A 22,251-nucleotide genomic window follows, 5' to 3' on the forward strand; every position below is an offset into this window, starting at 1 on the left:
ATCTTTCAGTAATAGCCGAGCGGGAAGTAGCGCAGGTAGAGTTCGCCGAGCGTGCCGTCCTCGGCGAGACGCTGCAACGCGTAGTCGAGCGCACGGCGCAGGCGACGGTTGCCCTTGGCGACGCCGATCCGGAAACCCTCGCCGAAATAGGCCTGCTCGAGGAACGGGCCGCCGGCATAGGCGCAGCACGCATGGCTCGCCTCGCCGGTCAGCCAGAACGACAGGCTCATCGCGTCACCGAAGTGCATGTCGACCGTGCCGTCGCGCAGCGCATCGCGCGCGGCGGTCTCGGTCGGGTAGGCCGCGACCCGCGCCTTGGGGAAATTCTCCAGCACGAAGGCCTCGTGCCGGCTCTTCGAGACGACCGAGATCCAGCGCCCGTCCAGCCCCTCGGGCGTCGCGGCGAGGCGGACGCCCTTGCGCGCCACGAAACGGCCCGGCGTGGTCAGATAGGCCTCGCCCAGTTCGACCTTCTCGCGCAGCGCCGGGGTGGCGGCGAGGCCGGCGATCACCACGTCCGCGCGCCGCTCCGTCAAGGCGTTCACCAGTTCGTCGAACGGGCGCATCTGGATCGTGCAGGGGACCTTCAGTTCCTGGCAGATCTCGCGGGCGAGATCGACATTGTAGCCGGTCAGCCGGCCGCCGGAATCGAGAAAGTCGAACGGCGGGAAATCGCCGCTGGTCGCGAAGCGGATCGCACCGAATTCGACATTCGGCTTGTCCGGTCGGCGCTTCGGATCCCAGAAGTTCGGAAAGAACGGACGCGCCTCGGCCTTGGGCGCATCCGCAGCCGGGCCCTCGGCGGCCGGCACCGGCCGGCCCGCGAGCAGCAGGCTCGCGCTCAAGGCGAGTGCGCCGATCATACGCGTTATTTCAGCACGCATCCGATTATTCCGAGTGACAACCAGACCGCGAAGATGGCACCATCACGGTTGTCGTTCCATAACGTCATGCCTCTTTAGCGCGGAGACTCGACCGAGGCCGGGCGACAATAGGCGAGCCGGGCGCGGGGAGAAAGAGCGATCGTTCCAGGCGGCGACCACGACGACCGCAGCGAGGCTCCGGAACGCCGGTTTCGGAACGAGGATTCCGCTTTTTCTGCACGCTTCGGCCGCCGCCTGCGGGGCGGCCGCGTGAGCGACAGCGGCGAAGCGAGCGCGACGGATCGCAACACTATCGAACAATGGAGCGCCGAAGGGTCGGGCGCCGACCGCACGGGTGCCGACCGCACGGGTGCCGATCGTGCGGGCGCCGATCGTGCGGGCGCCGATCGTGCGGACGATGCCGACGCGATGCCCGCCGCGAGCTTCGAGGAAACCGTGCTCCGTTCGCTGGGTCTCACGGCGGACGCGTTGCGAGGTCTGGTTTTGCAGGCAGAGACGACCGGCCTCGGCCTTGCCGAGACCGCCATCGATGCTGGTCTGGCGAGCGAGGAGGGCTGGACCCGCGCCCTCGCCGCCCGGCTCGGGGTCCGGGTCGTCGACCATATCGCGATAGGCCCGGCGATCGCGGACGCGGCACCATCGCCGGTCGCCGCCCCGCCCCCCGTGATGTTCGACCGGACCCGGCTGGTGAGCGTCCCCGGTCCGGACCGACCCGCCTATGTGTTCGCGGTCGGGGGCCGGGCCGCCGATCCGTTCCGGCGCGTGCTCGACGCTTCGCCGCAACACCGGTCGCTGGTCATGCTCGCGACGCGGGCCACGATCAGACGCTCGCTGATCGAACGGTTCCAGAGGCCACTGCTGGAGGTGGCCATCGACGGGCTGGCCCTGCGCTATCCGGCGCTCTCCGCCGCCCGGCCACTCGGCGCCGCGCTGATGCTGACCCTGATCATGCTGGCGCTAACCTTCCTCACCGCCATGATGCTGGCACCCGATGCCGTCGTCGCGACGGTGGCGAGCCTGTTCCTGCCGGCGGGCCTGCTACGCTTCGCTGCCGCGTGGCCCCCGGCAGCGAGCAACCCCGGAGCAGACGAGGCCTCTGATGGCGCAGCCGCGCTCTCCCTGTCGACCGAGTGGCCCCGATATGCGGTGCTCGTGCCGGTCTATCGCGAGACGGCGGCGACGATCGAAGGGTTGGTTATAGCGCTGGGAGCGCTCGACTACCCGCACCATCGCCTCGACATCCGCATCATCGCTGAAGCGGACGACGAGGCGACGGTCGACCTCGTCGAGGCGGCCGTTCGCGGCACCGGGATCGAACTGATCCGCGTTCCGCCCGGCGGACCGCGTACCAAGCCGAAGGCGCTCGCCTTCGCGCTCGGGACCGTCGTCGCCGATCTGGTCACGGTCTACGATGCCGAGGACCGGCCGGAGCCGGACCAGCTCAAACGCGCGGCGCGCCTGTTCGCGGCCGGCCCGCCGGATCTCGTCGCCCTGCAGGCGGCGCTGGTCATCGACCACCACGACGAGGATCGGACCTGGTTCGTCCGCCAGTTCGAGATGGAATATGCCGCGCTGTTCCTCGGTCTGCTGCCGCATCTGGCGCGGCTCTCGGCCTTCCTGCCGCTCGGTGGCTCCTCGAACCATTTCCGCTATGCGCCGCTCGTCGCGGCCGGCGGCTGGGATCCGTTCAACGTCACCGAGGACGCCGACCTGTCGGTCCGGCTGGTCCGGCTCGGCGGTCGGATCGGCACATTCGACAGCCGGACCCGCGAGGAGGCGCCGGTCGACCTGTCGAACTGGATGGGCCAGCGCGTGCGCTGGTTCAAGGGCTGGATCCAGACGCTGATCGTCCACGCGGCGCGGCCCGGGCTCGCGGCGGGAGAAATGGGGATCCGGGCGTTTCTGGTGTTTCTGACCCTGATCGGGCTCGGGATCGTCTCGGCTCTGATGGTGCTGCCGGCCGCGATCACGATCGGGCTGGAACTCCTCGGCGCGATCCCGATGTTCGCCGACCGGCCATTTGCCGAGGATGTCGCGCTCGCCGCCTGCGTCGTCTCCGGGTTGATCGGCTGGGGTGGCTCGGCCGCACTGGCGCTCGCCGTCTGCCGACACAAGGGTCTCGGTCCAGGCGGCGCGCATGGCCGGCGGCCGCGCCTCGCCGACCTCATGACCATGCCGCTCTATTGGGGACTGATGTCGATCGCGGCCTGGATGGCGCTGCTGGAACTTTGCCGGAGGCCGTATCACTGGCGGAAGACCGCGCATGGCATCGCGCGGCGGAGCGATGCCACCGCCGCGCGGATCGGGGACGAGGGGGAAGCACCCGCGTCGGACTTCGCTCAGCCCTTGACCAGCGTCGCCGGATCGAACCGGTAGTGGGTCGAGCAGAACTCGCAGGTCACCACGATCTCGCCGTCGACGGTCATCTCGGACACGTCCTCGGCCGAAAATTGCTCGAGCATGCCCTGGACGCGCTCGCGCGAGCAGCGGCACTGGTCCTTCAGCGCCAGCGCGTCGAAGACGCGCACGCCGCGCTCGTGGAACAGCCGGAACAGCAGCCGCTCGTGGCTGACCTCGGGATCGGTCAGCTCGATGTCCTCAACGGTGTCGACCAGGCTCCGGGCTTCCATCCAGGCGTCGTCGTCGTCGAGCACCGGCGTGGCGGTGCCCTCCGGCCCGTCGCCGGGGTCGAGGTCACGGCGACGGACCCGGTCCTCGCTCTCCGGCAGGAACTGCACGATCAGGCCGCCGGCGCGCCAGCCATGCACCGGAGCGCCGCCCGGCGTGCGGGTCAGCATCTCGGCGACGGCGAGGCGCACGCGGGTCGGGATCTGCTCGGACTGGCGGAAATAGGTGTGTGCGACGTCCTCGAAGGTCGAACCGCCGTCGAGCGGCACGACACCCTGGTAGCGGCTCATGTCGCCGCCCTGATCGACCGTCATCGCGAGCTGGCCGCGGCCGAGCAGATCCGGGCTCGACGCCTTGCCGGCCGCGATCGCGGCGGCGACCGCATCGGCATCGAAGCTCGCATAGGCGCGGATCGCATCCGGCGTCGCGAAGTCGACCACGATCATCGAGACCGGACCATCGGTGCGGGTCTGCAGGATGAACCGGCCCTCGAACTTCAGCGACGAGCCGAGCAGGCTCGTCAGCACCACCGCCTCGCCGAGCAGGCGGGACACCGGCGCCGGATAATCGTGGCGGCCGAGGATGCGATCGAGTTCGGGGCCGAGATGGACCACGCGGCCGCGCACGTCAAGCGCCTCGACGGCGAAGGGCAGAACGGTGTCGTCGGCGACCGCGCGCGGCGGCCGGGTCTCGAGAATTGCGTCGGTCATTGGATCTGGCTCGCGTCGAGCGGGGGCGGGAGGCCGCCGGAAGAGCGCCCGATATAGGCGACGAACGCGCCGGATTTAAGGGGTCGCGGAGATTTGAGGGCCGCGCTGCATGGGCAGGAGCATCGCACGAAAACGGGCGCCGTGGCGCCCGTCGCTTGGTTGTTCACGCCGTGGCGCCCGTCGCCGGCGCTCACGCGGCCGTCGGCCCGAGGCACCCTCACGCGGCGCCGAGGCACCAGGCCAGGATACCCTTCTGCGCATGCAGCCGGTTCTCGGCCTCGTCGAACACCACCGACTGCGGACCGTCGATGACCTCGCTCGTGACCTCCTCCTCGCGATGGGCGGGGAGGCAGTGCATGAAGATGGCGTCCTTGTTGGCCGCCGCCATCAGCCGGCCGTTGACCTGATAGGGCTTCAGCAGGTTGTGGCGGCGCTCGCTCTCGTCGTCGCCCATCGACACCCAGGTGTCGGTAACGACGCAATCGGCGCCATCGACGGCCTCGAAGGCGTCGGCGGTCAGATGGACATTGGCGCCGTTGCGGCGCGCCCAGTTGACGATGTCGACCTTGGGTGCCAGCTCCGGCGGCGTCGCGACGCGCAGCTTGAAGTCGAAGCGCGCGGCGGCATGGATCCAGGAGGCCAGCACGTTGTTGGTGTCGCCGGTCCAGGCGACCGTGCGCCCGGCGATGCCGCCGCGATGCTCCTCGAAGGTCAGCACGTCGGCCATCACCTGGCACGGGTGCGAAACCTTGGTCAGGCCGTTGATGACCGGCACGGTCGCATTGGCGGCGAGCTCGGTCAGCGCCTGATGGTCGAGTATGCGGATCATGATCGCATCGACGTAGCGCGACAGCACGCGCGCGGTGTCGGCGATGGTTTCGCCGCGGCCGAGCTGCATCTCCTCGCCGGTCAGCATCAGCGTCTCGCCACCGAGTTCGCGCATGCCGACGTCGAAGGACACGCGGGTGCGGGTCGACGGACGTTCGAAGATCATCGCCAGCACCTTGCCGGCGAGCGGGCCCTCGCCGCGGCGGGCGCCGCGGCGCTCGCTCTTCAGCGTTTTGGCCGCATTCAGAATCCGCCGAAGCTCCTCGCCGGACACATCGGTCAGGTCGAGGAAATCACGCTTGTTACCATCCCGCTTCACGCTGCGGCTCCCTTTTCCCCCACGCGAGACAGTTCGACGGCCGCCTTCTCGGCGCGCGCCACCGCCTCGTCGATTTCCGCATCCGACACCGTCAGCGCCGGCAGGAATCGAACCACATTGTCCCCGGCGCCGACGCAGAGCAGTTTCTGCGCCCGGAACGCCGCCGCCACATCGGCGGACGGGACGACACATTTCAGGCCGACCAGCAGGCCCTCGCCACGCACGCCGGCGAACACGGTCGGATAGGTATCGACCAGCGCGGCGAGCTTCTGCTTGAGCTTCAGGCCGCGGCCGCGCACCGCCTCGAGAAAGGCCGGGTCGGCGACGATGTCGACGACCTTGCTCGCGACCGCCATGGCGAGCAGATTGCCGCCGAAGGTCGAGCCGTGCGAGCCGGGCGTCATGCCTTTGGCGGCATCCTCGGTCGCCAAGCACGCGCCGAGCGGGAAGCCGCCGCCAATGCCCTTGGCGACGCCCATGATGTCCGGCGTCACGCCCGACCACTCGTGGGCGAAGAACTTGCCGGTGCGGCCGACGCCGGTCTGCACCTCGTCGAAGATCAGGAGCAGGCCGTGCTCGTCGCAGAGCTCGCGCAGGCCCTTCAGGCACTGCACCGGCACCGGGCGCACGCCGCCCTCGCCCTGGATCGGCTCGACCAGGATCGCGGCCGTCTCGGGGCCGATCGCGGCGCGCACCGCCTCGTGGTCGCCGAAGGGAACCTGATCGAAGCCCGGGGCCTTCTCGCCGAAACCTTCCAGATACTTCTGCTGGCCGCCGGCCGCGAGCGTCGCGAGCGTCCGGCCATGGAAGGCGCCTTCGAAGGTGATGATGCGCGTACGCTCCGGCCGGCCGTTGACGAAGTGCCAGCGGCGCGCGGTCTTGATCGCGCATTCCATCGCCTCGGCGCCGGAATTGCAGAAGAACACACGGTCGGCGAAGGTCAGGCCGGCGAGCTTCTCGGCCAGCGCCTCCTGCTCCGGAATCCGGAACACGTTGGAGACGTGCCAGAGCTTGTGAGCCTGGGCGCTCAGCGCCTCGGTCAGCGCCGGATGGGCATGGCCGAGCGCATTCACGGCGACGCCGCCCATCATGTCGAGATAGGCGTCGCCTTCGGCCGTGTAGAGCCACACGCCCTCTCCTCGCTCGAAGGCCAGGCCGGCACGAGCGAAGGTCTGGAAGAGAGCATCTGCGGACATCGGTCGATCTCCGTGAACGGCGTGGGCAGCACGCCTTCTGGACGGCGCGGGCAGGCGCCATTTCCGATCTGAAATGTCTCCATCCGGCATCGTGCGGATGCCGTCAGGCCGGATGGGTCGAGCGGCGCTCCTCGGAGGCCGGCCCAAAAGAAAATGCCGCCTCTTCGGCGGCACCCTCGGACAACGGACGATTACGCGTTTTGTGGCGAAAAATCAACCCGGCCCGCCAGTTCGGAGCGGTCGGCGGCCATGCTTCACAACGCGGAGATTCAACCTTCGGGGCGCGCGTACGATAGGCTGCACCCGAGGTGTTGCACTTCGGACTCAGCTGTTGAAAAGCACGGGCTATTCACAGCCGTTCACGTCGCATCTGTTGCTGGCGAGTCTAGGGGTGGTGTAGGTTAACAACCAGTGAATACGACATGTCGTGAGCGACGGGCATCAACCGTCGTCCACAGACGTATGGTCCCCTTTCGAGTCGCGTCTCCAGCTAGTGCGCGCGGGCCTGAACCCCCGTGTGTGCACATGGCCGGATTCCGACTCCCTGCGGGAAGACAAGGAGCGGCGATGTTATCCTGGACAGACGAGCGGGTTGAGCTCCTCAAGAAGCTCTGGAGCGACGGCCTCAGCGCCAGCCAGATCGCCGGCGAGCTCGGTGGGGTGACGCGCAACGCCGTGATCGGCAAGGTGCATCGTCTCGGGCTCTCCGGTCGCGCCAAGGCGCCGGCGCCGCAGGCGCAGCGCCCGAAGAAGCCGAGCATCCGGACCGCCCAGCCGCAGTCGCGCCCGCACACCGGCCACGGCGCCACGATGGGCAATGTCGCGCTGAAGGCCGAGGTCGTGACGATCGCGCGGCCGCAGGTCGAGTACCAGCCGGCCATCTATGCGCTGAGCGAAGCGCCGCTGGTCGAAAACGCCTCGATCCTGCAGCTGACCGAGCAGACCTGCAAGTGGCCGGTCGGCGATCCGGGCGCGGACGACTTCCACTTCTGCGCCCGCCGGTCGGATACCGGCATCCCCTATTGCGGCTATCACGCCCGCGTCGCCTACCAGCCGGTCAACGACCGGCGCCGCGACTCGCCGCGCCGCCGCGCGCTGAGGTGAAGCCCCGCAGCCGGGTGTCGTTCGGGTCGGGAGGATCCGGATGGCGGAGGGGCGACGGAGCCCCCCCCCGGCGCGGCGCGCCTCGATCGAGCCGACGGCCAGCCGTCATGGACGGCGCCGACGGCGCCTAGAGTGTGTGGCGTACCTCCTCCCTGGACAGTTCCTGAGTCGTTGCGGCCGCGCCTCGCGAGAGACGCGGCCGTCTTTTCATTCAGAGGGAGAACATTCGGCCGCGACGCTGATCGCAGGCGGCGATCCGCGGCTCAAGCCGTGGCGGCAGCGGCGGCGTGGGCGAACTGATCGTTGAACGCATAACCGGAGCCGCGCACGGTGCGGATCGGATCCTTGTCGCGGGCGCGGTTGATCGCCTTGCGCAGGCGGCCGATGTGCACGTCGACGGTGCGCTCGTCGACGTAGACGTCGAGGCCCCAGACGCCGTCGAGCAGCTGCTCGCGGCTGAACACGCGGCCGGGCGACTGCATCAGGAATTCGAGCAGGCGGAACTCGGTCGGTCCGAGATGGATCTCGCGACCGCCGCGACGCACGCGGTGGGTCTCGCGGTCGAGCTCGAGATCGCCGGACTTCAGCAGCGTCGAGACCAGTTCCGGGCGGGCCCGGCGCAGCATGGCGCGGACGCGGGCCATCAGCTCGGGGATCGAGAACGGCTTGACGACATAGTCGTCGGCGCCGGTCGACAGGCCGCGGATGCGCTCGCTCTCCTCGCCACGCGCGGTGAGCATGATGATCGGCAACCGCTCCGTCTCCGACCTGCCGCGCAGGCGCCGGCAGAGCTCGATGCCGGACAGGCCCGGTAGCATCCAGTCGAGGATCAGAAGGTCCGGCGCCAGCTCGCGCAGCCGGGTGTCGGCATCGTCACCTCGGGCACAGACTTCGACGTCGTAGCCCTCGGCCTCGAGATTGTAGCGGAGGAGGAGGCTCAGGGCCTCCTCGTCCTCGACGATCAGAACGCGCGCCATCCGGCCTCGCTCCTTGCGGCTCGCCGATCGGCACGATCAGGCGGAGCGTTCGTTGTCTCAGATCCTCGTGCCACCCGGACGACCCCGACGGCGGCACAACGCTGCGAGGGCCCGACCACGGCGCGAGGCGCCGGCCGGGCCGCCCGCGATCACTCCTGACCGGCGACCTTGAGCAGGCTCGAGGCGTCGCTCTTCGGACGCTCATCGGTCATCTGCTCGCCGGTGACGACGTAGTGCACGGTCTCGGCGATGTTGGTGGTGTGATCGCCGATGCGCTCGATGTTCTTGGCCACGAACAGGAGATGCGCGCAGGACGAGATCGAGCGCGGATCTTCCATCATGTAGGTCAGCAGCTCGCGGAACAGCGAGGTGTAGAGCGCGTCGATCTCGTCGTCGCGGTCGCGCACCTTGAGCGCCGATGCGTCGTCGCGCGCCGTGTAGGCGTCGAGAACCGCCTTCAGCTGCTCGAGCGCGATCTCGGAGAGATGCTCGACGCCGATCAGCGCGGTCTTGGCATTCAGGTTCGGGCCGATCGCCATGACGCGCTTGGCGATGTTCTTGGCGAGATCGCCGACCCGCTCCAGGTCGCTCGACACGCGCAGCGCGCCGACGACTTCGCGCAGGTCGACCGCCATCGGCTGGCGACGCGCGATGACCAGGATCGCGTTCTGCTCGACCTCACGCTGCAGGCGATCGAGGCGGGTATCGGTCAGGATGACCTTCTGGGCGAGCGCCGTGTCCATGCGCGTCAGCGCCTGAACGGCATCCGCGACCAGACCCTCGGCCATGCCGCCCATCTCGGCGATCTTCGCCGCGAGGCCACGAAGCTCGTTCTCGTAGGAGCTGACGATATGCTCGGCCATCGGACTTTCTCCTTCTCGTTTCCACGCCGGCCCGCCGGGCCGCGCCATATGCCGGTCGATCCGGCTTCGGACTGGTGCGTCGCGTCGAGCGCGACATCGGGAACGGCCGCCCCTGATCAGGACCGGTCGCCGAGCGCCCTTCTTCTATGACACGGACTCGTCAGTTTCGTGACAATGCAGAGCGCTGATTTTCCAGAATTTTTTGGGGTTTTTTCGAATCGGCGTCACGCTCGGCCGCCTCGAGCCGGACCGTGAAGGTCGATCCCTGCCCCGGCACGCTCTCGATCGAGAGCCGGCCGCGATGACGGGCGAGGATGTGCTTGACGATCGCCAGCCCGAGCCCGGTGCCGCGTTTCTCGCGGCTGGAGTCGATGTCGGCGCGATAGAAGCGCTCGGTCAGCCGAGGGATGTGGACCGGGTCGATGCCCGGGCCGAAGTCGCGGACGGCGACGGTCCAGGCGCCGTGGGCGCCCTCCCCGGTCGCTGGCGCGGCCAGGATCTCGACCCGCTTGCCGTCGCGCCCGTATTTGACCGCGTTCTCGACCAGGTTCGAGAACACTTGCGTGAGTTCGTCCCGGTCGCCGCAGAGCGGCATCGGCGCGACCTCGAACCGGGCCTCGATCTTGACGTCCGAGGCCTGGGCGAGCGGGGCGAGCGCATCGACGACGTTGTTGACGATCTCGGCGAGGTCGATGCGATCCTCGGGGCGCACGTGCGCCTTCATCTCGATGCGCGACAGCGACAGGAGGTCGTCGATCAGCCGCTTCATGCGCGCGGCCTGCTCGGCCATGATGCCGAGGAAGCGCTCGCGCGCCTTCTCGTCGGCGCGCGCCGGCCCTTGCAGCGTCTCGATGAAGCCCGACAGCGAGGCGAGCGGCGTGCGCAGCTCGTGGCTCGCGTTGGCGACGAAGTCCGCGCGCATGCGCTCGGCGCGGCGGCGCTCGGTCAGATCCTCGAGGCAGATCAGCACGAAGTCCGGCCGCCGGTCCGAGCCGGTCGGGTCGGGCGGGTAGTGGATGGGCGCCAGATGCACCTCCCACCAGCGCTCGGTCGGGATGCGGTCCTGCCACTCGATCGTCTCGGCCTGATCGAAGGCGACGACGCGGTCGAGCGCGTCGTGCAGCGCGGTGACGCGCAACTTGAACGACAGCGGGTCGCCGGGGCGCACCGCGCCGAAGCGGACCGTCGCCTCGCGATTGACGAAACGCACGATGCCGCTCGCGTCGGTGATGATGCAGGGGTCGGGCAGGCTGTCGGCGACGACGCGCATGCCCGTGTCGGGCCAGATCACGCCGCGCCGCGGCGTGCGCAGCACCGAGCGGCGCGCCTCGGGTATGTCGATCCCGCCGTAGGTGGCGAGCAAGACGACCACGACGGCGACGGCGAGCGCATAGAGCGGCACGGCATAGAAGACGCCCAGCACGGCGGCGACCGCCACCATGGCAACCGCCGTCCAGCGCAGCGGGCGCTTGGGGTCGGCGAAAGGAGCCGTCTCGCTGCCCCGTTCGCGATCGTCACCGTCGAGATTCGTCATCAGGTCTTCTCCGACCGCCGCGCGGGCGATCAGGTTGTCTACAATTGCCGGACAGGTAGAGCCAGTCCCCTAGCGACCGCCTCCGCCGCATCCTCGCCCGGATCGCGGCGTTTCGCTTCGACCGGCGCTTGTTCTAGACTCAGCCGAACCGGATGGCTCACACAAGTCATCGAACAACCAGAGATCGAATCGGATCGACCGAATGGGCAATCACGACGACAGCAAACCCGCCAAGGACGACAGTTCGAAGAAGGACCGCAAGGACAACGGGCATGTTTTCGATCTCGACGATCCGAAACTGCCGAAATGGGTGGCCGACAACGCCTTCGCCTCCGGCGGTTATCCCCATGCCAAGCCGCTCGACGACGAGGAATTCGAGACGACGCTGACGCGGCTCCAGATCGAGCTCGTGAAGCTCCAGCAATGGGCGATCGCCAAAGGCGAGCGGATCCTGCTCCTGTTCGAAGGCCGCGACGCCGCCGGCAAGGGCTCGGCGATCGGCGCGTTCCGACAGTACATGAGCCCGCGCCGGACCCGCGTCATCGCGCTCGACAAGCCGAGCGAGACCGAACGAGGGCAATGGTATTTCCAGCGCTACGTGCCGCATCTGCCCTCGGCCGGCGACGCCGTGCTGTTCGACCGCTCCTGGTACAATCGCGCCGGCGTCGAGCGGGTGATGAACTTCTGCACGCCCGAGCAGACCGAACTCTTCCTCAAGGAAGTGCCGCGCTTCGAGGACATGCTGGTCGACGAGGGCATTCGGCTGGTGAAGTTCTACATCGAGATCGGTCGCGAGATGCAGCTGAAGCGCTTCCACGAGCGCCGGCACGATCCGCTCAAGGTCTGGAAGATCTCCTCGATCGATCATGCGGCGATCCAGAAGTACGACGACTACACCGCCGCGCGCGATCGCATGCTGGAGATGACCCACCGCGACAACGCCCCCTGGACCGTCGCGCTCGGCAACGACAAGAAGCGGCTGAAGCTCAACGCGCTGCGGCACCTGCTCGGGCTGTTCGACTATGCGGGCAAGGACCGCAAGGCGATCGGTGAGATCGACGAGAGCGTGCTCGGCCGCGGACCGTCGCTGCTGACGCGCCGGGAGTAAGGGCCGGCGCCCGGCATCGGCCGCGGGAGCCTCGGCGAAAAAATCTCGTCGCGCATGTCACATCCGCGGTCCCCGTCTCGTCATTGGAGGTGCAACACCATGACCACAGATGGAGACCGAAGATGTCGCCGAGACTGGAAAACCCGATCAAGCTCGCCCCGGACGCGCTCAAGGCCATGATGGCGCTATCGGCCGCGATCGAGAAGAGCGGCCTCGAGCACTCGCTGCTCGAGTTCGTGAAGCTGCGGGCCTCGCAGATCAATCATTGTGCATTCTGCATCCATATGCATGCGAGCGATCTGCGCCGGCATGGCGAGAGCGAGATGCGGCTCTACATGCTCGATGCGTGGCGCGAATCCACGCTCTACACGCCGCGGGAACGCGCTGCACTGGCCTGGACCGAGGCATTGACGCGCGTCGCCGACACCGCCGCCCCTGATGCCGACTACGCCTTGATCGAGGCCGAGTTCACCGAGACCGAGCGCGTGCATCTGACGCTGGCGATCGGCGCGATCAACGTCTGGAACCGGCTTCAGGTCGGCTTCCGCGTGGATCATCCGAAGGAGGACACGCGTGTCGCGGTCTGACGACCTGGACCTCGCGATCTTCGAGGGCGAGCGCGCACGGCTGGTGCGCCTCGCCTATCGCATGCTCGGCTCGCGAGCCGCGGCCGAGGATATCGCGCAGGAGGCATGGTTGCGCTGGAGCACGACCGCCACGGTCGATGTGCGCGAGCCGGCGGCGTTCCTGTCGCGCACGGTGACGCGGCTCTGCCTCGACGAATTGAAATCGGCCCGCACCCGGCGCGAGACCTATGTCGGCGAGTGGCTGCCGGAGCCCTTGGTCGAGCCCGAGGATCCCGGCCCCGACGCCGACGACCTGACGCTGACCCTGATGCTGGCGCTCGAACGGCTGTCGCCGCTCGAGCGCGCGGCGTTCCTGCTACACGACGTGTTCGGCCGGCCGCTCGACGAGGTCGCGACCACGCTCGACCGCGCCGCGCCAGCGGTACGCCAGCTCGCGGCGCGCACGCCGCCACGTGCAGGAGGCGCGGCCGCGCTTTCCGGTCGATCGCACCGAGGGCGAGCGGATCGCGCGCGCCTTCTTCGCGGCGTCCCACAGCGGCGACGTGGCAGCGCTCGGCACTCTACTCTCGCAAGCCGTAGTGATCCGCGCCGACGGCGGCGGCAAGGTCAACGCCTTCCGCAATCCGATCGTCGGCATCGATCGGGTCTCGCGGCTCTACGAGCGGCTGGCGCGCAAGAACGGCTGGGGCGCGGCCGAATGGCTCGGCCTTGCCCGCATCGACGGGCTGCCCGGCTATGTGAGCCGGGAGCGCGGCGGCATCGTGCAGACGACCGCGTTCGAAATCGAAGCCGGCCGCATCGTCGCGATCTACATCACGCGCAACCCGGACAAGCTCGGCCATGTCCTCGCCGCGGTCGGAAACCGCGCCGCAATCGGCTCGCCGGGCGGCTCCGCGCACTGAGTGATCGGGCGCCGGCCGGACGCCCGCCCCTCCATGTCGTCGAACCGCGTCTTGCGGTTCACGCCGCCTTCGGGTGCCGCTGGCGCTCGTAGAGGAAGCGCATTACGGCCGAGCGGCAGCGGATGTATTCCGGATCGTCGGCCAGCTCCAGGCGCCGGCGCGGCCGATCGAGCTTGACCTCGCAGATTTCGCCGATGGTGGCGGACGGGCCGTTGGTCATCATCACGATGCGGTCGGAGAGCAGCACGGCCTCATCGACGTCGTGGGTGATGATGATCACGGTGTTGCCGAGCTTGGCCTGGATCTCCATCAGCGTGTCCTGCAGCGTCGCGCGGGTCAGCGCGTCGAGCGCGCCGAACGGCTCGTCCATCAGCAGGATCTTCGGCTCCATGGCGAGCGCGCGGGCGATGCCGACGCGCTGCTTCATGCCGCCGGAGATCTCGTGCGGGTGCTTGTCGAGCGCGTGGCCCATGCCGACCAGCTCGAGATTGTGCACGGTCCAGTCATGCCGCTGGCGACGATCCATGCGCTTCGACAAGACCTTGTCGACCGCCAGCCGGACGTTGTCGTAGACGCTGAGCCAGGGCAGCAGCGAATGGTTCTGGAACACGACGGCGCGGTCGGGACCGGGGCCGGTCACTTCCTTGCCGTCGAGCAGCAGCACGCCGGCGGTATGCCTGTTCAGGCCGGCGACGATGTTGAGCAAGGTCGACTTGCCGCAGCCGGAATGGCCGATGATCGAGACAACCTCGCCGCGGGCGAGCTTGAGGTCGACATCGACCAGGGCCGTGAACTTGCCCTTCTGGGTGTCGAAGGTCATGCCGACCTTCTCGATCGACAGATAGGGGCGCGGGGTTGCGGTGGTGGGCATCGTGCTGTCCTCGCGCTCAGAAGGTGCCGGGTCCGCCGACGAGGCGGCCGAGATAGGTGATCAGGCGATCGAGCAGCAGGCCGACGAGGCCGATGTAGACGAGCGCCAGGATGATCTCGGAGATCAGCGACGAGTTCCAGCTGTCCCAGAGGAAGAAGCCGATGCCGACGCCGCCGACCAGCATCTCGGCCGCGACGATCGCCAGCCAGCTGAGACCGATGCCGATCTTCAGGCCGGTGAAGATGTAGGGCACCGTCGCCGGCAGCACGATCTTGAAGAAATATTCGAAGCCGTTGAGCTGCAGCACGCGGGCGACGTTCCGGTAGTCCTGGGGCAAGTTCCGGATGCCGACCGCGGTGTTCATCATGATCGGCCAGACCGCGGTGATGGCGATCACGAAGATCGCCGCCGGCTGGGCCTCGCGGAAGGCGGCGAGCGCGATCGGCAGCCAGGCGAGCGGCGGCACCGTGCGCAGGACCTGGAAGATCGGATCGAGCCCGCGGAAGGCGAGGCTCGACGAGCCGATCAGCACGCCGAGCAGGATGCCGGTCACGGCCGAGATCGAGAACCCGATCGCGACGCGCTTGAGACTGGCCAGGATGTGCAGCGCCAGACCCTTGTCGAGGCCGCCGCGATCGAAGAACGGGTCGATGATCAGGCCCCAGGTGTCGGTGACGACCTTCCATGGGGTCGGCAGCGGCGAGCCCTTGGCGGAAAAGGCGATCTGCCAGATCGCCAGCAGCACGGCGAGGGTGACGAGCGGCGGGATCACGACGCGCGCGGTCTCGATCGCACCCCTGGCGAGTCCCCCGAGCACGGCGTCGCGGCTCGGGAGCGTGAAGCGCGATCGGCGCGGTTCGGGCATGGTTTCGGCTTCGACGGCCATGGAACGGGTTCCTTATCGAGAGAGGATCAGCCGACGAGCTTCTTGATCTTCAGGCCGTCGAGATAGGCGGTCGGGTTCGCGGGATCGAACTTGACGCCGTCGAAGAAGGTCTCGACGCCGCGCGAGGTCGAAGCCGGGATCGCCGCCACGCCGATCTCCTTGGCGGCCTCGCGCCACAGATCCTCGCGATTGACCTTGGCGATCAGCGCCTTGGTGTCGGTGGTCGCCGGCAGGTAGCCCCAGCGGATGTCCTCGGTCAGGAACCACAGATCGTGGCTCTGGAACGGATAGGAGGCATCATCGCGCCAGTACTTCTGCATCAGATCCTTGTTCTCGAACGAGCGCAGGCCGAGGTCGAACTTGCCCTTCGAGCGGTCGAGGATGTCCTCGACCGGCACCTTGAACCACTCGCGCTTGGCGAGGATGGCGCACATCTCGTCCTTGTTCTCGTCCTTGTCGGCCCATTGCGCCGCCTCGAGCACGGCGGCGAGGATCGCCTTGGTGGCGATCGGGTTCTTCTCGACGAAGTCCGAGCGCATGGCGAAGGACTTCTCCGGATGGTTCTTCCAGAGTTCGCCCGTGGTGATCGCGCAGTAGCCGACGCCCTGGTTCACGGTCTGGAGCGGCCAGGGCTCGCCGACGCAATAGGCCTCCATCGCGCCGACCTTGGCATTGGCGACCATCTGCGCCGGCGGGACGACGATGGTCTGGCAATCCTTGTCGGGATCGATGCCACCGGCGGCCAGCCAATAGCGGATCCAGCAATCATGCGTGCCACCCGGGAAGGTCATCGCGACCTTCACGTCCTTGCCGCCGGCCTTGAGGCCGGCGAAGCGCTCCTTCAGCGCGGAGGTATCGAGACCGATCTTCAGATCCTTGTGCGCATTGGCGAGCATGATGCCCTGACCCTGCGTGTTGAGGCGCGACAGGATCGACATCGGCACGCCGCCCGGCGTCTTGGTGATCTTGCCGGCGGTCATCAGGTAGGGCATGGGCGTCAGGATATGCGCGCCGTCGATGCCGCCGGCGCCGCCACCGAGCTCGAGGTTGTCGCGGGTGGTGCCCCAGGACGCCTGTTTCTGCACGTCGACGTCGGGCACGCCGTACTTCTTGAAGAAGCCCTTCTCCTTGGCGACGATCAGCGGCGCGGCGTCGGTCAGGGCGATGTAGCCGAGGATCGCCTTGGTCGTCTCCGGCGCGGCGCCGGCGGCAAAGGCGCCGCCCGGGAACGCGGCGCGCACCGAGGTCAGGAGCGCCGTGGTCGCCAGCGTGGCGGCGGAGCCTTTCAGGAAGTCTCGACGGCTGCGGCCGACCGGGATCAGCGTCTTCTCGGTATCGCTCATGGCGCGTCGCCCCTCATGCGTAAGGACAAAAAAAGACGGCGCCAAAGGCGATCGGAATTGCTTCCGAAAACCATTGGACGCCGTTGTGCCGATGCGGCCGTCGTTGGCCGCGCAGTTGCCGCCGGGAAAGCGGATTTCGACTAAGTGGAATGCAGGGCCTGTGCCAGATCGAGGTACCGGAACCGATACTGTTTTATTTCAAATAGTTGGGCCGTAACGCCCGGCAGAACGACTTTGCCACGTCCGGCTCGGACTGCCTCTCACAGACGCAGAGCCCGATGGGTCGCCCAGAAAAACGGCATAAATCATCGCCGCCGCGATCTTGGGCAGAAGCTGCAGATGACGATCACACCCACTGCCGCGACAATCTGTCCGTGCATGCCAATCGAATGGATTGAAATCAGCGATCCGCCCCCGCGCCCTGCGACAACTCGGACCAGAAGCCACGGGCTCGACCTGCCTAGATCTTGATCTCTGCTCAAGCCATTAGCACTACAGCCGCGACGCGCCTGCTTCGTGAGCGCAATCGAGGTGCGCAGTGCGGCCACACTGGCGGATCGGCATGGCGAAAACGCCCGGATTTCCAGCACTTTCCCACATTCACACCAGCGTGGCACATCAGTTGCTTCAGGAAGGACCGAATGATCGCGCCGATGCTGGCGCGGTCGATCAGGCACCTTCCTTGCCGCACCAGCAAAGCCGCTGACCCGGCCGTCTCCCCGACGGCCGACCAGGTCAGTGGCTTTTTTGCGTTGCGGCGGTTCGCACAGGACCAGACCGATGAACGCCGCTCTCGCTCCGCTCTCAGGCTCGCTGGCAGGCGCCTCACGCGAAAGACTGCTCGTGGTCGGCAACGGCATGGCCGCCCACCGCCTGCTCGACCGGCTCACCGGCTCGGATGCCGCCGCGCGCTTCGCCATCACCGTGGTCGGCGCCGAGCCGGTCGCGGCCTATAACCGGGTGCTGCTCTCCGCCGTGCTCGCCGGCGAGACGACGCGCGCGGCGATCGGCTTCGGTTCCGAGGCCTGGTACGCCGCGCGCGGCATCACGGCGCTCGTCGGCGACGGCGTCGCCGCGATCGATCGGACCGCGCGCACGGCCACCCTCGCTTCGGGCCGCGTGCTCGGCTGGGATCGGCTGGTGCTCGCCACCGGCTCGCGGGCGATCCGCCTGCCGATGCCGGGCGCGGATCTCGCCGGTGTCGTCACCTTCCGCGACCTCGCCGATCTCGACGCGATCGAGGCCTTCGCCGCGACGGGCAGGCCGGCCGTGGTGATCGGCGGTGGCCTGCTCGGCATCGAGGCCGCGTTCGGCCTCGCCGCCAAGGGCATCGCCGTCACGCTCGTGCATCTGATGGACCGGCTGATGGAGCGCCAGCTCGATCCGCGCGGCGCGGCGTTGGTCGCCCGCGCGCTGACGAGGCTCGACGTGCGCGTCGAACTCGGCGCGACCTCGCAGGCGATCGAAGGCGATACGCGCGTCCAAGGCCTCCGGCTGGGCGACGGCCGCGTACTCCCGGCCGGGCTCGTCGTCATGGCCGTCGGCGTCCGGCCCGAAACGGCGCTCGCCGCCGAGGCGGGCCTCGCGGTCGGCCGCGGCATCGCGATCGACGACGGATTGCGGACGTCGGACGACCGCATCTTCGCGATCGGCGAATGCGCCGAACATCGCGCCCAGACCTACGGCCTCGTCGCGCCGGCCTATGACATGGCCGAGACGCTCGCGGCGACGCTCATCGGCCGGAACGCGACCTTCGAGGGCGCAGTGCTCGCGACGAATTTGAAGGTCTCCGGCCTGCCGGTGTTCTCGGCCGGCGATTTCCAGGGCGTGGCCGGCACCGAGACGATCGTGTTCGAGGACCGGCCGCTCGGCCATTACCGCAAGCTGGTCGTCGCCGGCGACCGGCTCGTCGGCGTCGTCATGGTCGGCGAGACCACCGACGGGCCCTGGTACCTCGATCTGATCCGCGACGGCGCCTCGATCGCCGCGATCCGCCGCGACCTCGTCTGCGGCCGACCGTTCTGCGAAGCCGCGTGAGGAGACCGACCATGACCACACCGGCGACCATGGGCCCCGCTCCTTTCGACGACGAGCAGAAGCGCTACCTCGAAGGTTTCGTTTCCGGCGTGAACGCGGCCCGTATCGCGCGTGGGGCCGGCCCGCTCGGTGCGATCGGTGCCACGAAGCCCGCCGGCCCGGGGGTACCGACCGGCCCGGACGCACCGCATCTGATCGCGCAGGCGAAGGTCGAGGCGGCGGGCCGCAAACTCGCCGCGCAAGAGATCGCCAAGCGCGACGAGCACCCGCTCGACGCCTATCTCCGGCTCAAGACGGACGCACGCGCCGGCAAATTCCCGAAGCCGATGGATGACTTCCGCTGGCGCTTCCACGGGCTCTTCTACGTCGCGCCGGCGCAGGACAGCTTCATGTGCCGGCTGAAGATCCCGAACGGGATCGTCAGCCATTGGCAGTTCCGCGCGGTCGCCGACCTCGCCCGTCGCTTCGGCGGCGGCTACACGCACGTGACGACACGCGCGAACCTGCAGATCCGTGAGATCCCGGCCGCCGCCGGCCCGGACCTGATCGAAGGCCTCTACGCGGCCGGGCTCGCGCCGAAGGGTTCGGGCTCGGATAACATCCGCAATGTCACCGGCTCGGCGACCGCCGGCATCGATCCGCGCGAACTGCTCGATACGCGACCGCATGCGATCGACTGGCACCAGCATGTGATCAACTCCCGCACGCTGATGGGCCTGCCGCGCAAGTTCAACGTCGCCTTCGACGGCGGCGGACCGATCCCGGTGCTCGAGGACACCAACGACATCGCCTTCCAGGCCGTCGCGGTGAAGGACGGTTTCGGCGTCGAACCGGGCATCTGGTATCGCCTCGCGCTCGGCGGCATCACCGGCCACAAGGATTTTGCCCGCGATACCGGCGTGGTCGTGCGGCCCGACGAAGCGACGGCCGTCGCCGACGCGATCGTGCGGGTCTACATCGATCATGGTGACCGCACGGATCGCAAGAAGGCGCGATTCAAATACGTGCTCGATACATTTGGCTTCGACAAGGTTCTGAGTCTCACCGAGGAGAAGCTCGGCCGGCCGCTTCTGCGCGTCCCGACGCAAGCCGTGGCGCCCCGCGAAAACCACGATCGCTTCGGCCACGTCGGCGTGCACCCGCAGGCGCAGCCGGGCCTCAACTGGATCGGCGTCGTGCTGCCGGTCGGCAAGCTGACATGCGCCCAGATGGACGCGATCGCGGCCATCGCCCAGGAGCTCGGCGACGGCGACATCCGGCTGACCGTCTGGCAGAATCTGCTGATCTCGGGCGTGGCCGACGACAAGCTCGATGCCGCGCTCGCCCGGATCGCCGCGATCGGCCTCAGCCATGAGGCGACCTCGGTCCGCGCCGGCCTGGTCGCCTGCACGGGCAACCGCGGCTGCAAGTTCGCCTCGGCCGACACCAAGGGCCACGCGCTCCAGATCGCGGACTGGCTCGATGCGCGCGTCGCGCTCGACCAGCCGCTCAACATCCATGTCACCGGCTGCCACCACTCCTGCGCCCAGCACTATATCGGCGACATCGGCCTGATCTCGACGCGCGTCGCGATCGACCCGGACGGCGAGGACACGGTCGAGGGCTATCACATCCTGGTCGGCGGCGGCTTCGGGTCCGACGCCGCGATCGCGCGCGAGATCTACGCCTCGGTGCCGGCGACAGACTGCCCCGCGCAGATCGAGGCGCTGGTCCGCGCCTATCTCGTCCACCGCGCCGGCCCGCCCGAGAGCTTCCACGCCTTCACCGCCCGCCACGACGTCGAGACGCTGAAGCGGCTCGCCGCGCGCGCGTCCGAGACCCTGCCGACCCGCGAGGCCGCCGAATGAACGCCCCGACCCGTTCGCCCGAGATGGTGCCGCTCCTGCCCGACAACGCCCCGTTCAATCCGGAACAGCGGGCGTGGCTCAACGGCTTCTTCGCCGGTCTGGTCGGCTTCGATGCCGGCACCGCGATGCCGATGGCGCTGGCCGGCGGTGACGGCGTCGCGCCGCCCTCCGCGGCCGAGCTGGACGACGGCGCGCCCTGGCACGATCCGGCCATGCCGATCGACGAACGCATGGCGCTCGCCGAAGGCAAGCCGGTCGCGCGCAAGCTGATGGCCGCGATGGCGCAGCAGGACTGCGGCCAGTGCGGCTATGTCTGCGAGACCTATGCGAAAGCGCTCGCCGAAGGCGCCGAGACCAAGCTCAATCTCTGCGCGCCGGGCGGCAAGGACACCCATCGCGCGGTCAAGCGACTGATGGAGGAAGTCGCGGTCGGCGCGACAACCAGTTCGGGGCCAGCCGCCGCCCCGCCGGTCGCTGCGCCCGAACCGGCGCCGAAGCCCTCCGCCCTGCCCGGCTATTCGCGCGAGACGCCGGTCGAGGCGACCTTCGTCTCGGCGACCCGGCTCAATGGCGAGGGGTCGGCCAAGGAGACGCTGCATGTGGTCTGGCGCCTGCCGGACGGGCTCGACTATGTGCCCGGCGACAGTTTCGGCGTCTTCCCCCAGAACGATCCCGCACTCGTCGATGCCATCCTCGACGCGCTCGCCATGCCGGCGGACTTCCCCGTCGCGGACAAGACCGTCCGCCTGGCCCTGATCGAGGATTATGCGCTGTCGCCGGCGCCGGACATGCTGTTCCAGCTCGTCTCCTACATCACCGGCGGTGACAAGCGCCGGCAGGCGCGGGAACTGGCGAGCGGCGGCGATCCGTTCGGCGATGCCGCCACGCTCGATGTGCTGGCGGCGCTCGAGCATTTCCCCGGCCTGCGCGTCGATCCCGAGGCATTCCTCGAATGCCTGGAGCCGCTGCAGCCGCGGCTCTATTCGATCTCGTCGAGCCCGAAGACCACGCCCGGCGAACTGACGCTGACGGTCGATGTCGTGCGCTATCCGGTCGGCGACCGCACGCGGCTCGGCGTCGCCTCGACCTCGATCGCCGATCGCTGGCGGCCGGGCGACAAGGTGAAGGTGTTCGTGTCGAAGGCGCACGGCTTCGCCCTGCCGGCCGACGGTGCGATCCCGATCGTGATGGTCGGGCCGGGCACGGGCATCGCGCCGTTCCGCTCGTTCCTGCACGAGCGCGTCGCCTGCAAGGCGCCCGGTGATGCCTGGCTTTTCTTCGGCCACCAGCGCGAGGCGACCGACTTCTTCTACCGCGACGAGTTCGAGGCGATGCTCGCCGATGCGCGGCTGACGAGGCTCTCGACCGCGTGGTCGCGCGACGCGGGCCCGAAAACCTACGTCCAGGACCGCATGCGCGAGGCCGGCGCCGAGCTGTTCGCCTGGCTGGAGCGCGGCGCGCATGTCTATGTCTGTGGCGATGCCAAACGCATGGCCGCCGATGTCGACAGGGCGCTCGCCGAGATCGTCGCCGCGCACGGCGGGCTCTCGGCCGAGGACGCAAAAGCCTATGTGAAGCGGCTCGCGAGCGCCGGCCGCTACCAGCGCGACGTCTATTGAAAGGGGGC

The 22,251-nt window shown here is 68.5% G+C and carries 17 protein-coding genes and 1 pseudogene; 8 read left to right on the forward strand and 10 right to left on the reverse strand.

Features of this window, described 5'->3' with window-relative positions:
- Nucleotides 1–5 precede the first annotated feature (5 nt).
- On the reverse strand, nt 6–884 hold the full coding sequence (locus ABS361_14585) for a transporter substrate-binding domain-containing protein (GenBank protein XBY43316.1): 879 nt from the start codon (nt 882–884) through the stop codon (nt 6–8).
- A gap of 249 nt (nt 885–1,133) precedes the next feature.
- On the opposite strand from ABS361_14585, the gene ABS361_14590 reads away from it, so the two are divergent.
- Entirely contained in the window at nt 1,134–3,260 is a 2,127-nt protein-coding gene (locus ABS361_14590) for a glycosyltransferase (GenBank protein XBY43317.1), read from the forward strand.
- On the opposite strand, the gene ABS361_14595 is transcribed toward ABS361_14590, so the two are convergent.
- The 3 genes from ABS361_14595 to ABS361_14605 form a co-directional block, all read right to left on the reverse strand.
- The gene (locus tag ABS361_14595; protein XBY43318.1) at nt 3,224–4,222 is read right to left on the reverse strand and encodes an Hsp33 family molecular chaperone; all 999 of its coding nucleotides are present in this window, start codon (nt 4,220–4,222) and stop codon (nt 3,224–3,226) included. The two genes, ABS361_14590 and ABS361_14595, sit on opposite strands and share 37 nt — an antisense overlap.
- Before the next feature lie 217 nt (nt 4,223–4,439).
- Entirely contained in the window at nt 4,440–5,369 is a 930-nt protein-coding gene (gene argF / locus ABS361_14600; GenBank protein ID XBY43319.1) for an ornithine carbamoyltransferase, read from the reverse strand.
- On the reverse strand, nt 5,366–6,565 hold the full coding sequence (locus tag ABS361_14605) for an aspartate aminotransferase family protein (protein ID XBY43320.1): 1,200 nt from the start codon (nt 6,563–6,565) through the stop codon (nt 5,366–5,368). The genes argF and ABS361_14605 overlap by 4 nt, the downstream gene beginning before the upstream one ends.
- A 567-nt stretch (nt 6,566–7,132) precedes the next feature.
- On the opposite strand from ABS361_14605, the gene ABS361_14610 reads away from it, so the two are divergent.
- The gene (locus ABS361_14610) at nt 7,133–7,669 is read left to right on the forward strand and encodes a GcrA family cell cycle regulator (GenBank protein XBY43321.1); all 537 of its coding nucleotides are present in this window, start codon (nt 7,133–7,135) and stop codon (nt 7,667–7,669) included.
- A gap of 263 nt (nt 7,670–7,932) precedes the next feature.
- Here ABS361_14610 and phoB read toward each other — a convergent pair whose 3' ends face one another.
- From phoB to ABS361_14625, 3 genes are all read right to left on the reverse strand, one after another.
- Nucleotides 7,933–8,646, reverse strand: a complete 714-nt coding sequence (gene phoB / locus ABS361_14615; GenBank protein ID XBY43322.1) for a phosphate regulon transcriptional regulator PhoB — start codon at nt 8,644–8,646, stop codon at nt 7,933–7,935.
- Between the two features lie 149 nt (nt 8,647–8,795).
- On the reverse strand, nt 8,796–9,509 hold the full coding sequence (gene phoU / locus ABS361_14620; GenBank protein ID XBY43323.1) for a phosphate signaling complex protein PhoU: 714 nt from the start codon (nt 9,507–9,509) through the stop codon (nt 8,796–8,798).
- Nucleotides 9,510–9,669: 160 nt separating this feature from the next.
- A complete protein-coding gene (locus tag ABS361_14625) occupies nt 9,670–11,043 on the reverse strand; it encodes an ATP-binding protein (GenBank protein XBY43324.1) in 1,374 nt (457 codons plus the stop codon).
- Between the two features lie 202 nt (nt 11,044–11,245).
- Here ABS361_14625 and ppk2 point away from each other — a divergent pair, with 202 nt between their 5' ends.
- From ppk2 to ABS361_14640, 3 genes and pseudogenes are all read left to right on the forward strand, one after another.
- The gene (gene ppk2, locus ABS361_14630) at nt 11,246–12,151 is read left to right on the forward strand and encodes a polyphosphate kinase 2 (GenBank protein XBY43325.1); all 906 of its coding nucleotides are present in this window, start codon (nt 11,246–11,248) and stop codon (nt 12,149–12,151) included.
- A 122-nt stretch (nt 12,152–12,273) separates the two neighbouring features.
- Nucleotides 12,274–12,738, forward strand: a complete 465-nt coding sequence (locus ABS361_14635; protein ID XBY43326.1) for a carboxymuconolactone decarboxylase family protein — start codon at nt 12,274–12,276, stop codon at nt 12,736–12,738.
- Nucleotides 12,725–13,640: pseudogene (locus tag ABS361_14640) on the forward strand (sigma-70 family RNA polymerase sigma factor). Before ABS361_14635 ends, ABS361_14640 begins: the two are co-directional and overlap by 14 nt.
- 58 nt (nt 13,641–13,698) lie before the next feature.
- Here ABS361_14640 and ABS361_14645 read toward each other — a convergent pair.
- The 3 genes from ABS361_14645 to ABS361_14655 all read right to left on the reverse strand — a co-directional run bounded on the left by ABS361_14645 (nt 13,699) and on the right by ABS361_14655 (nt 16,740).
- On the reverse strand, nt 13,699–14,460 hold the full coding sequence (locus ABS361_14645; GenBank protein XBY46903.1) for an ABC transporter ATP-binding protein: 762 nt from the start codon (nt 14,458–14,460) through the stop codon (nt 13,699–13,701).
- 67 nt (nt 14,461–14,527) lie between these two features.
- Nucleotides 14,528–15,397 carry a nitrate ABC transporter permease gene (ntrB, locus tag ABS361_14650; protein XBY43327.1) on the reverse strand — a complete coding sequence of 290 codons (870 nt, stop codon included), beginning with the start codon at nt 15,395–15,397 and terminating at the stop codon, nt 14,528–14,530.
- A gap of 26 nt (nt 15,398–15,423) precedes the next feature.
- Nucleotides 15,424–16,740, reverse strand: coding sequence for a CmpA/NrtA family ABC transporter substrate-binding protein (locus tag ABS361_14655; GenBank protein ID XBY43328.1), 1,317 nt, complete (start codon nt 16,738–16,740; stop codon nt 15,424–15,426).
- A gap of 780 nt (nt 16,741–17,520) precedes the next feature.
- Between ABS361_14655 and ABS361_14660 the strand changes: the two genes are divergently transcribed.
- The 3 genes from ABS361_14660 to ABS361_14670 are packed head-to-tail and all read left to right on the forward strand — an operon-like array spanning nt 17,521 to nt 22,243.
- Nucleotides 17,521–18,777, forward strand: coding sequence for an FAD-dependent oxidoreductase (locus ABS361_14660; GenBank protein ID XBY43329.1), 1,257 nt, complete (start codon nt 17,521–17,523; stop codon nt 18,775–18,777).
- Nucleotides 18,778–18,788: 11 nt separating this feature from the next.
- On the forward strand, nt 18,789–20,624 hold the full coding sequence (locus ABS361_14665) for a NirA family protein (GenBank protein ID XBY43330.1): 1,836 nt from the start codon (nt 18,789–18,791) through the stop codon (nt 20,622–20,624).
- Nucleotides 20,621–22,243, forward strand: a complete 1,623-nt coding sequence (locus ABS361_14670; GenBank protein XBY43331.1) for a sulfite reductase subunit alpha — start codon at nt 20,621–20,623, stop codon at nt 22,241–22,243. The genes ABS361_14665 and ABS361_14670 overlap by 4 nt, the downstream gene beginning before the upstream one ends.
- Nucleotides 22,244–22,251: the final 8 nt, after the last annotated feature.

Source organism: Ancalomicrobiaceae bacterium S20, assembly GCA_040269895.1.
GTDB classification, from domain to species: Bacteria; Pseudomonadota; Alphaproteobacteria; order Rhizobiales; family Ancalomicrobiaceae; genus Methyloraptor; species Methyloraptor flagellatus.

Coding starts and splice junctions, on each gene's coding strand:
- ABS361_14585 (XBY43316.1), bottom strand. CDS start 884: ATGCGTGCTGAAATAACGCGTATGATCGGCGCACTCGCCTTGAGCGCG.
- ABS361_14625 (XBY43324.1), bottom strand. CDS start 11,043: ATGACGAATCTCGACGGTGACGATCGCGAACGGGGCAGCGAGACGGCT.
- phoB (XBY43322.1), bottom strand. CDS start 8,646: ATGGCGCGCGTTCTGATCGTCGAGGACGAGGAGGCCCTGAGCCTCCTC.
- ABS361_14670 (XBY43331.1), top strand. CDS start 20,621: ATGAACGCCCCGACCCGTTCGCCCGAGATGGTGCCGCTCCTGCCCGAC.
- ABS361_14645 (XBY46903.1), bottom strand. CDS start 14,460: ATGACCTTCGACACCCAGAAGGGCAAGTTCACGGCCCTGGTCGATGTC.
- ABS361_14595 (XBY43318.1), bottom strand. CDS start 4,222: ATGACCGACGCAATTCTCGAGACCCGGCCGCCGCGCGCGGTCGCCGAC.
- ABS361_14660 (XBY43329.1), top strand. CDS start 17,521: ATGAACGCCGCTCTCGCTCCGCTCTCAGGCTCGCTGGCAGGCGCCTCA.
- ABS361_14610 (XBY43321.1), top strand. CDS start 7,133: ATGTTATCCTGGACAGACGAGCGGGTTGAGCTCCTCAAGAAGCTCTGG.
- phoU (XBY43323.1), bottom strand. CDS start 9,509: ATGGCCGAGCATATCGTCAGCTCCTACGAGAACGAGCTTCGTGGCCTC.
- ntrB (XBY43327.1), bottom strand. CDS start 15,397: ATGGCCGTCGAAGCCGAAACCATGCCCGAACCGCGCCGATCGCGCTTC.
- ABS361_14635 (XBY43326.1), top strand. CDS start 12,274: ATGTCGCCGAGACTGGAAAACCCGATCAAGCTCGCCCCGGACGCGCTC.
- ABS361_14605 (XBY43320.1), bottom strand. CDS start 6,565: ATGTCCGCAGATGCTCTCTTCCAGACCTTCGCTCGTGCCGGCCTGGCC.
- ABS361_14655 (XBY43328.1), bottom strand. CDS start 16,740: ATGAGCGATACCGAGAAGACGCTGATCCCGGTCGGCCGCAGCCGTCGA.
- ppk2 (XBY43325.1), top strand. CDS start 11,246: ATGGGCAATCACGACGACAGCAAACCCGCCAAGGACGACAGTTCGAAG.
- ABS361_14665 (XBY43330.1), top strand. CDS start 18,789: ATGACCACACCGGCGACCATGGGCCCCGCTCCTTTCGACGACGAGCAG.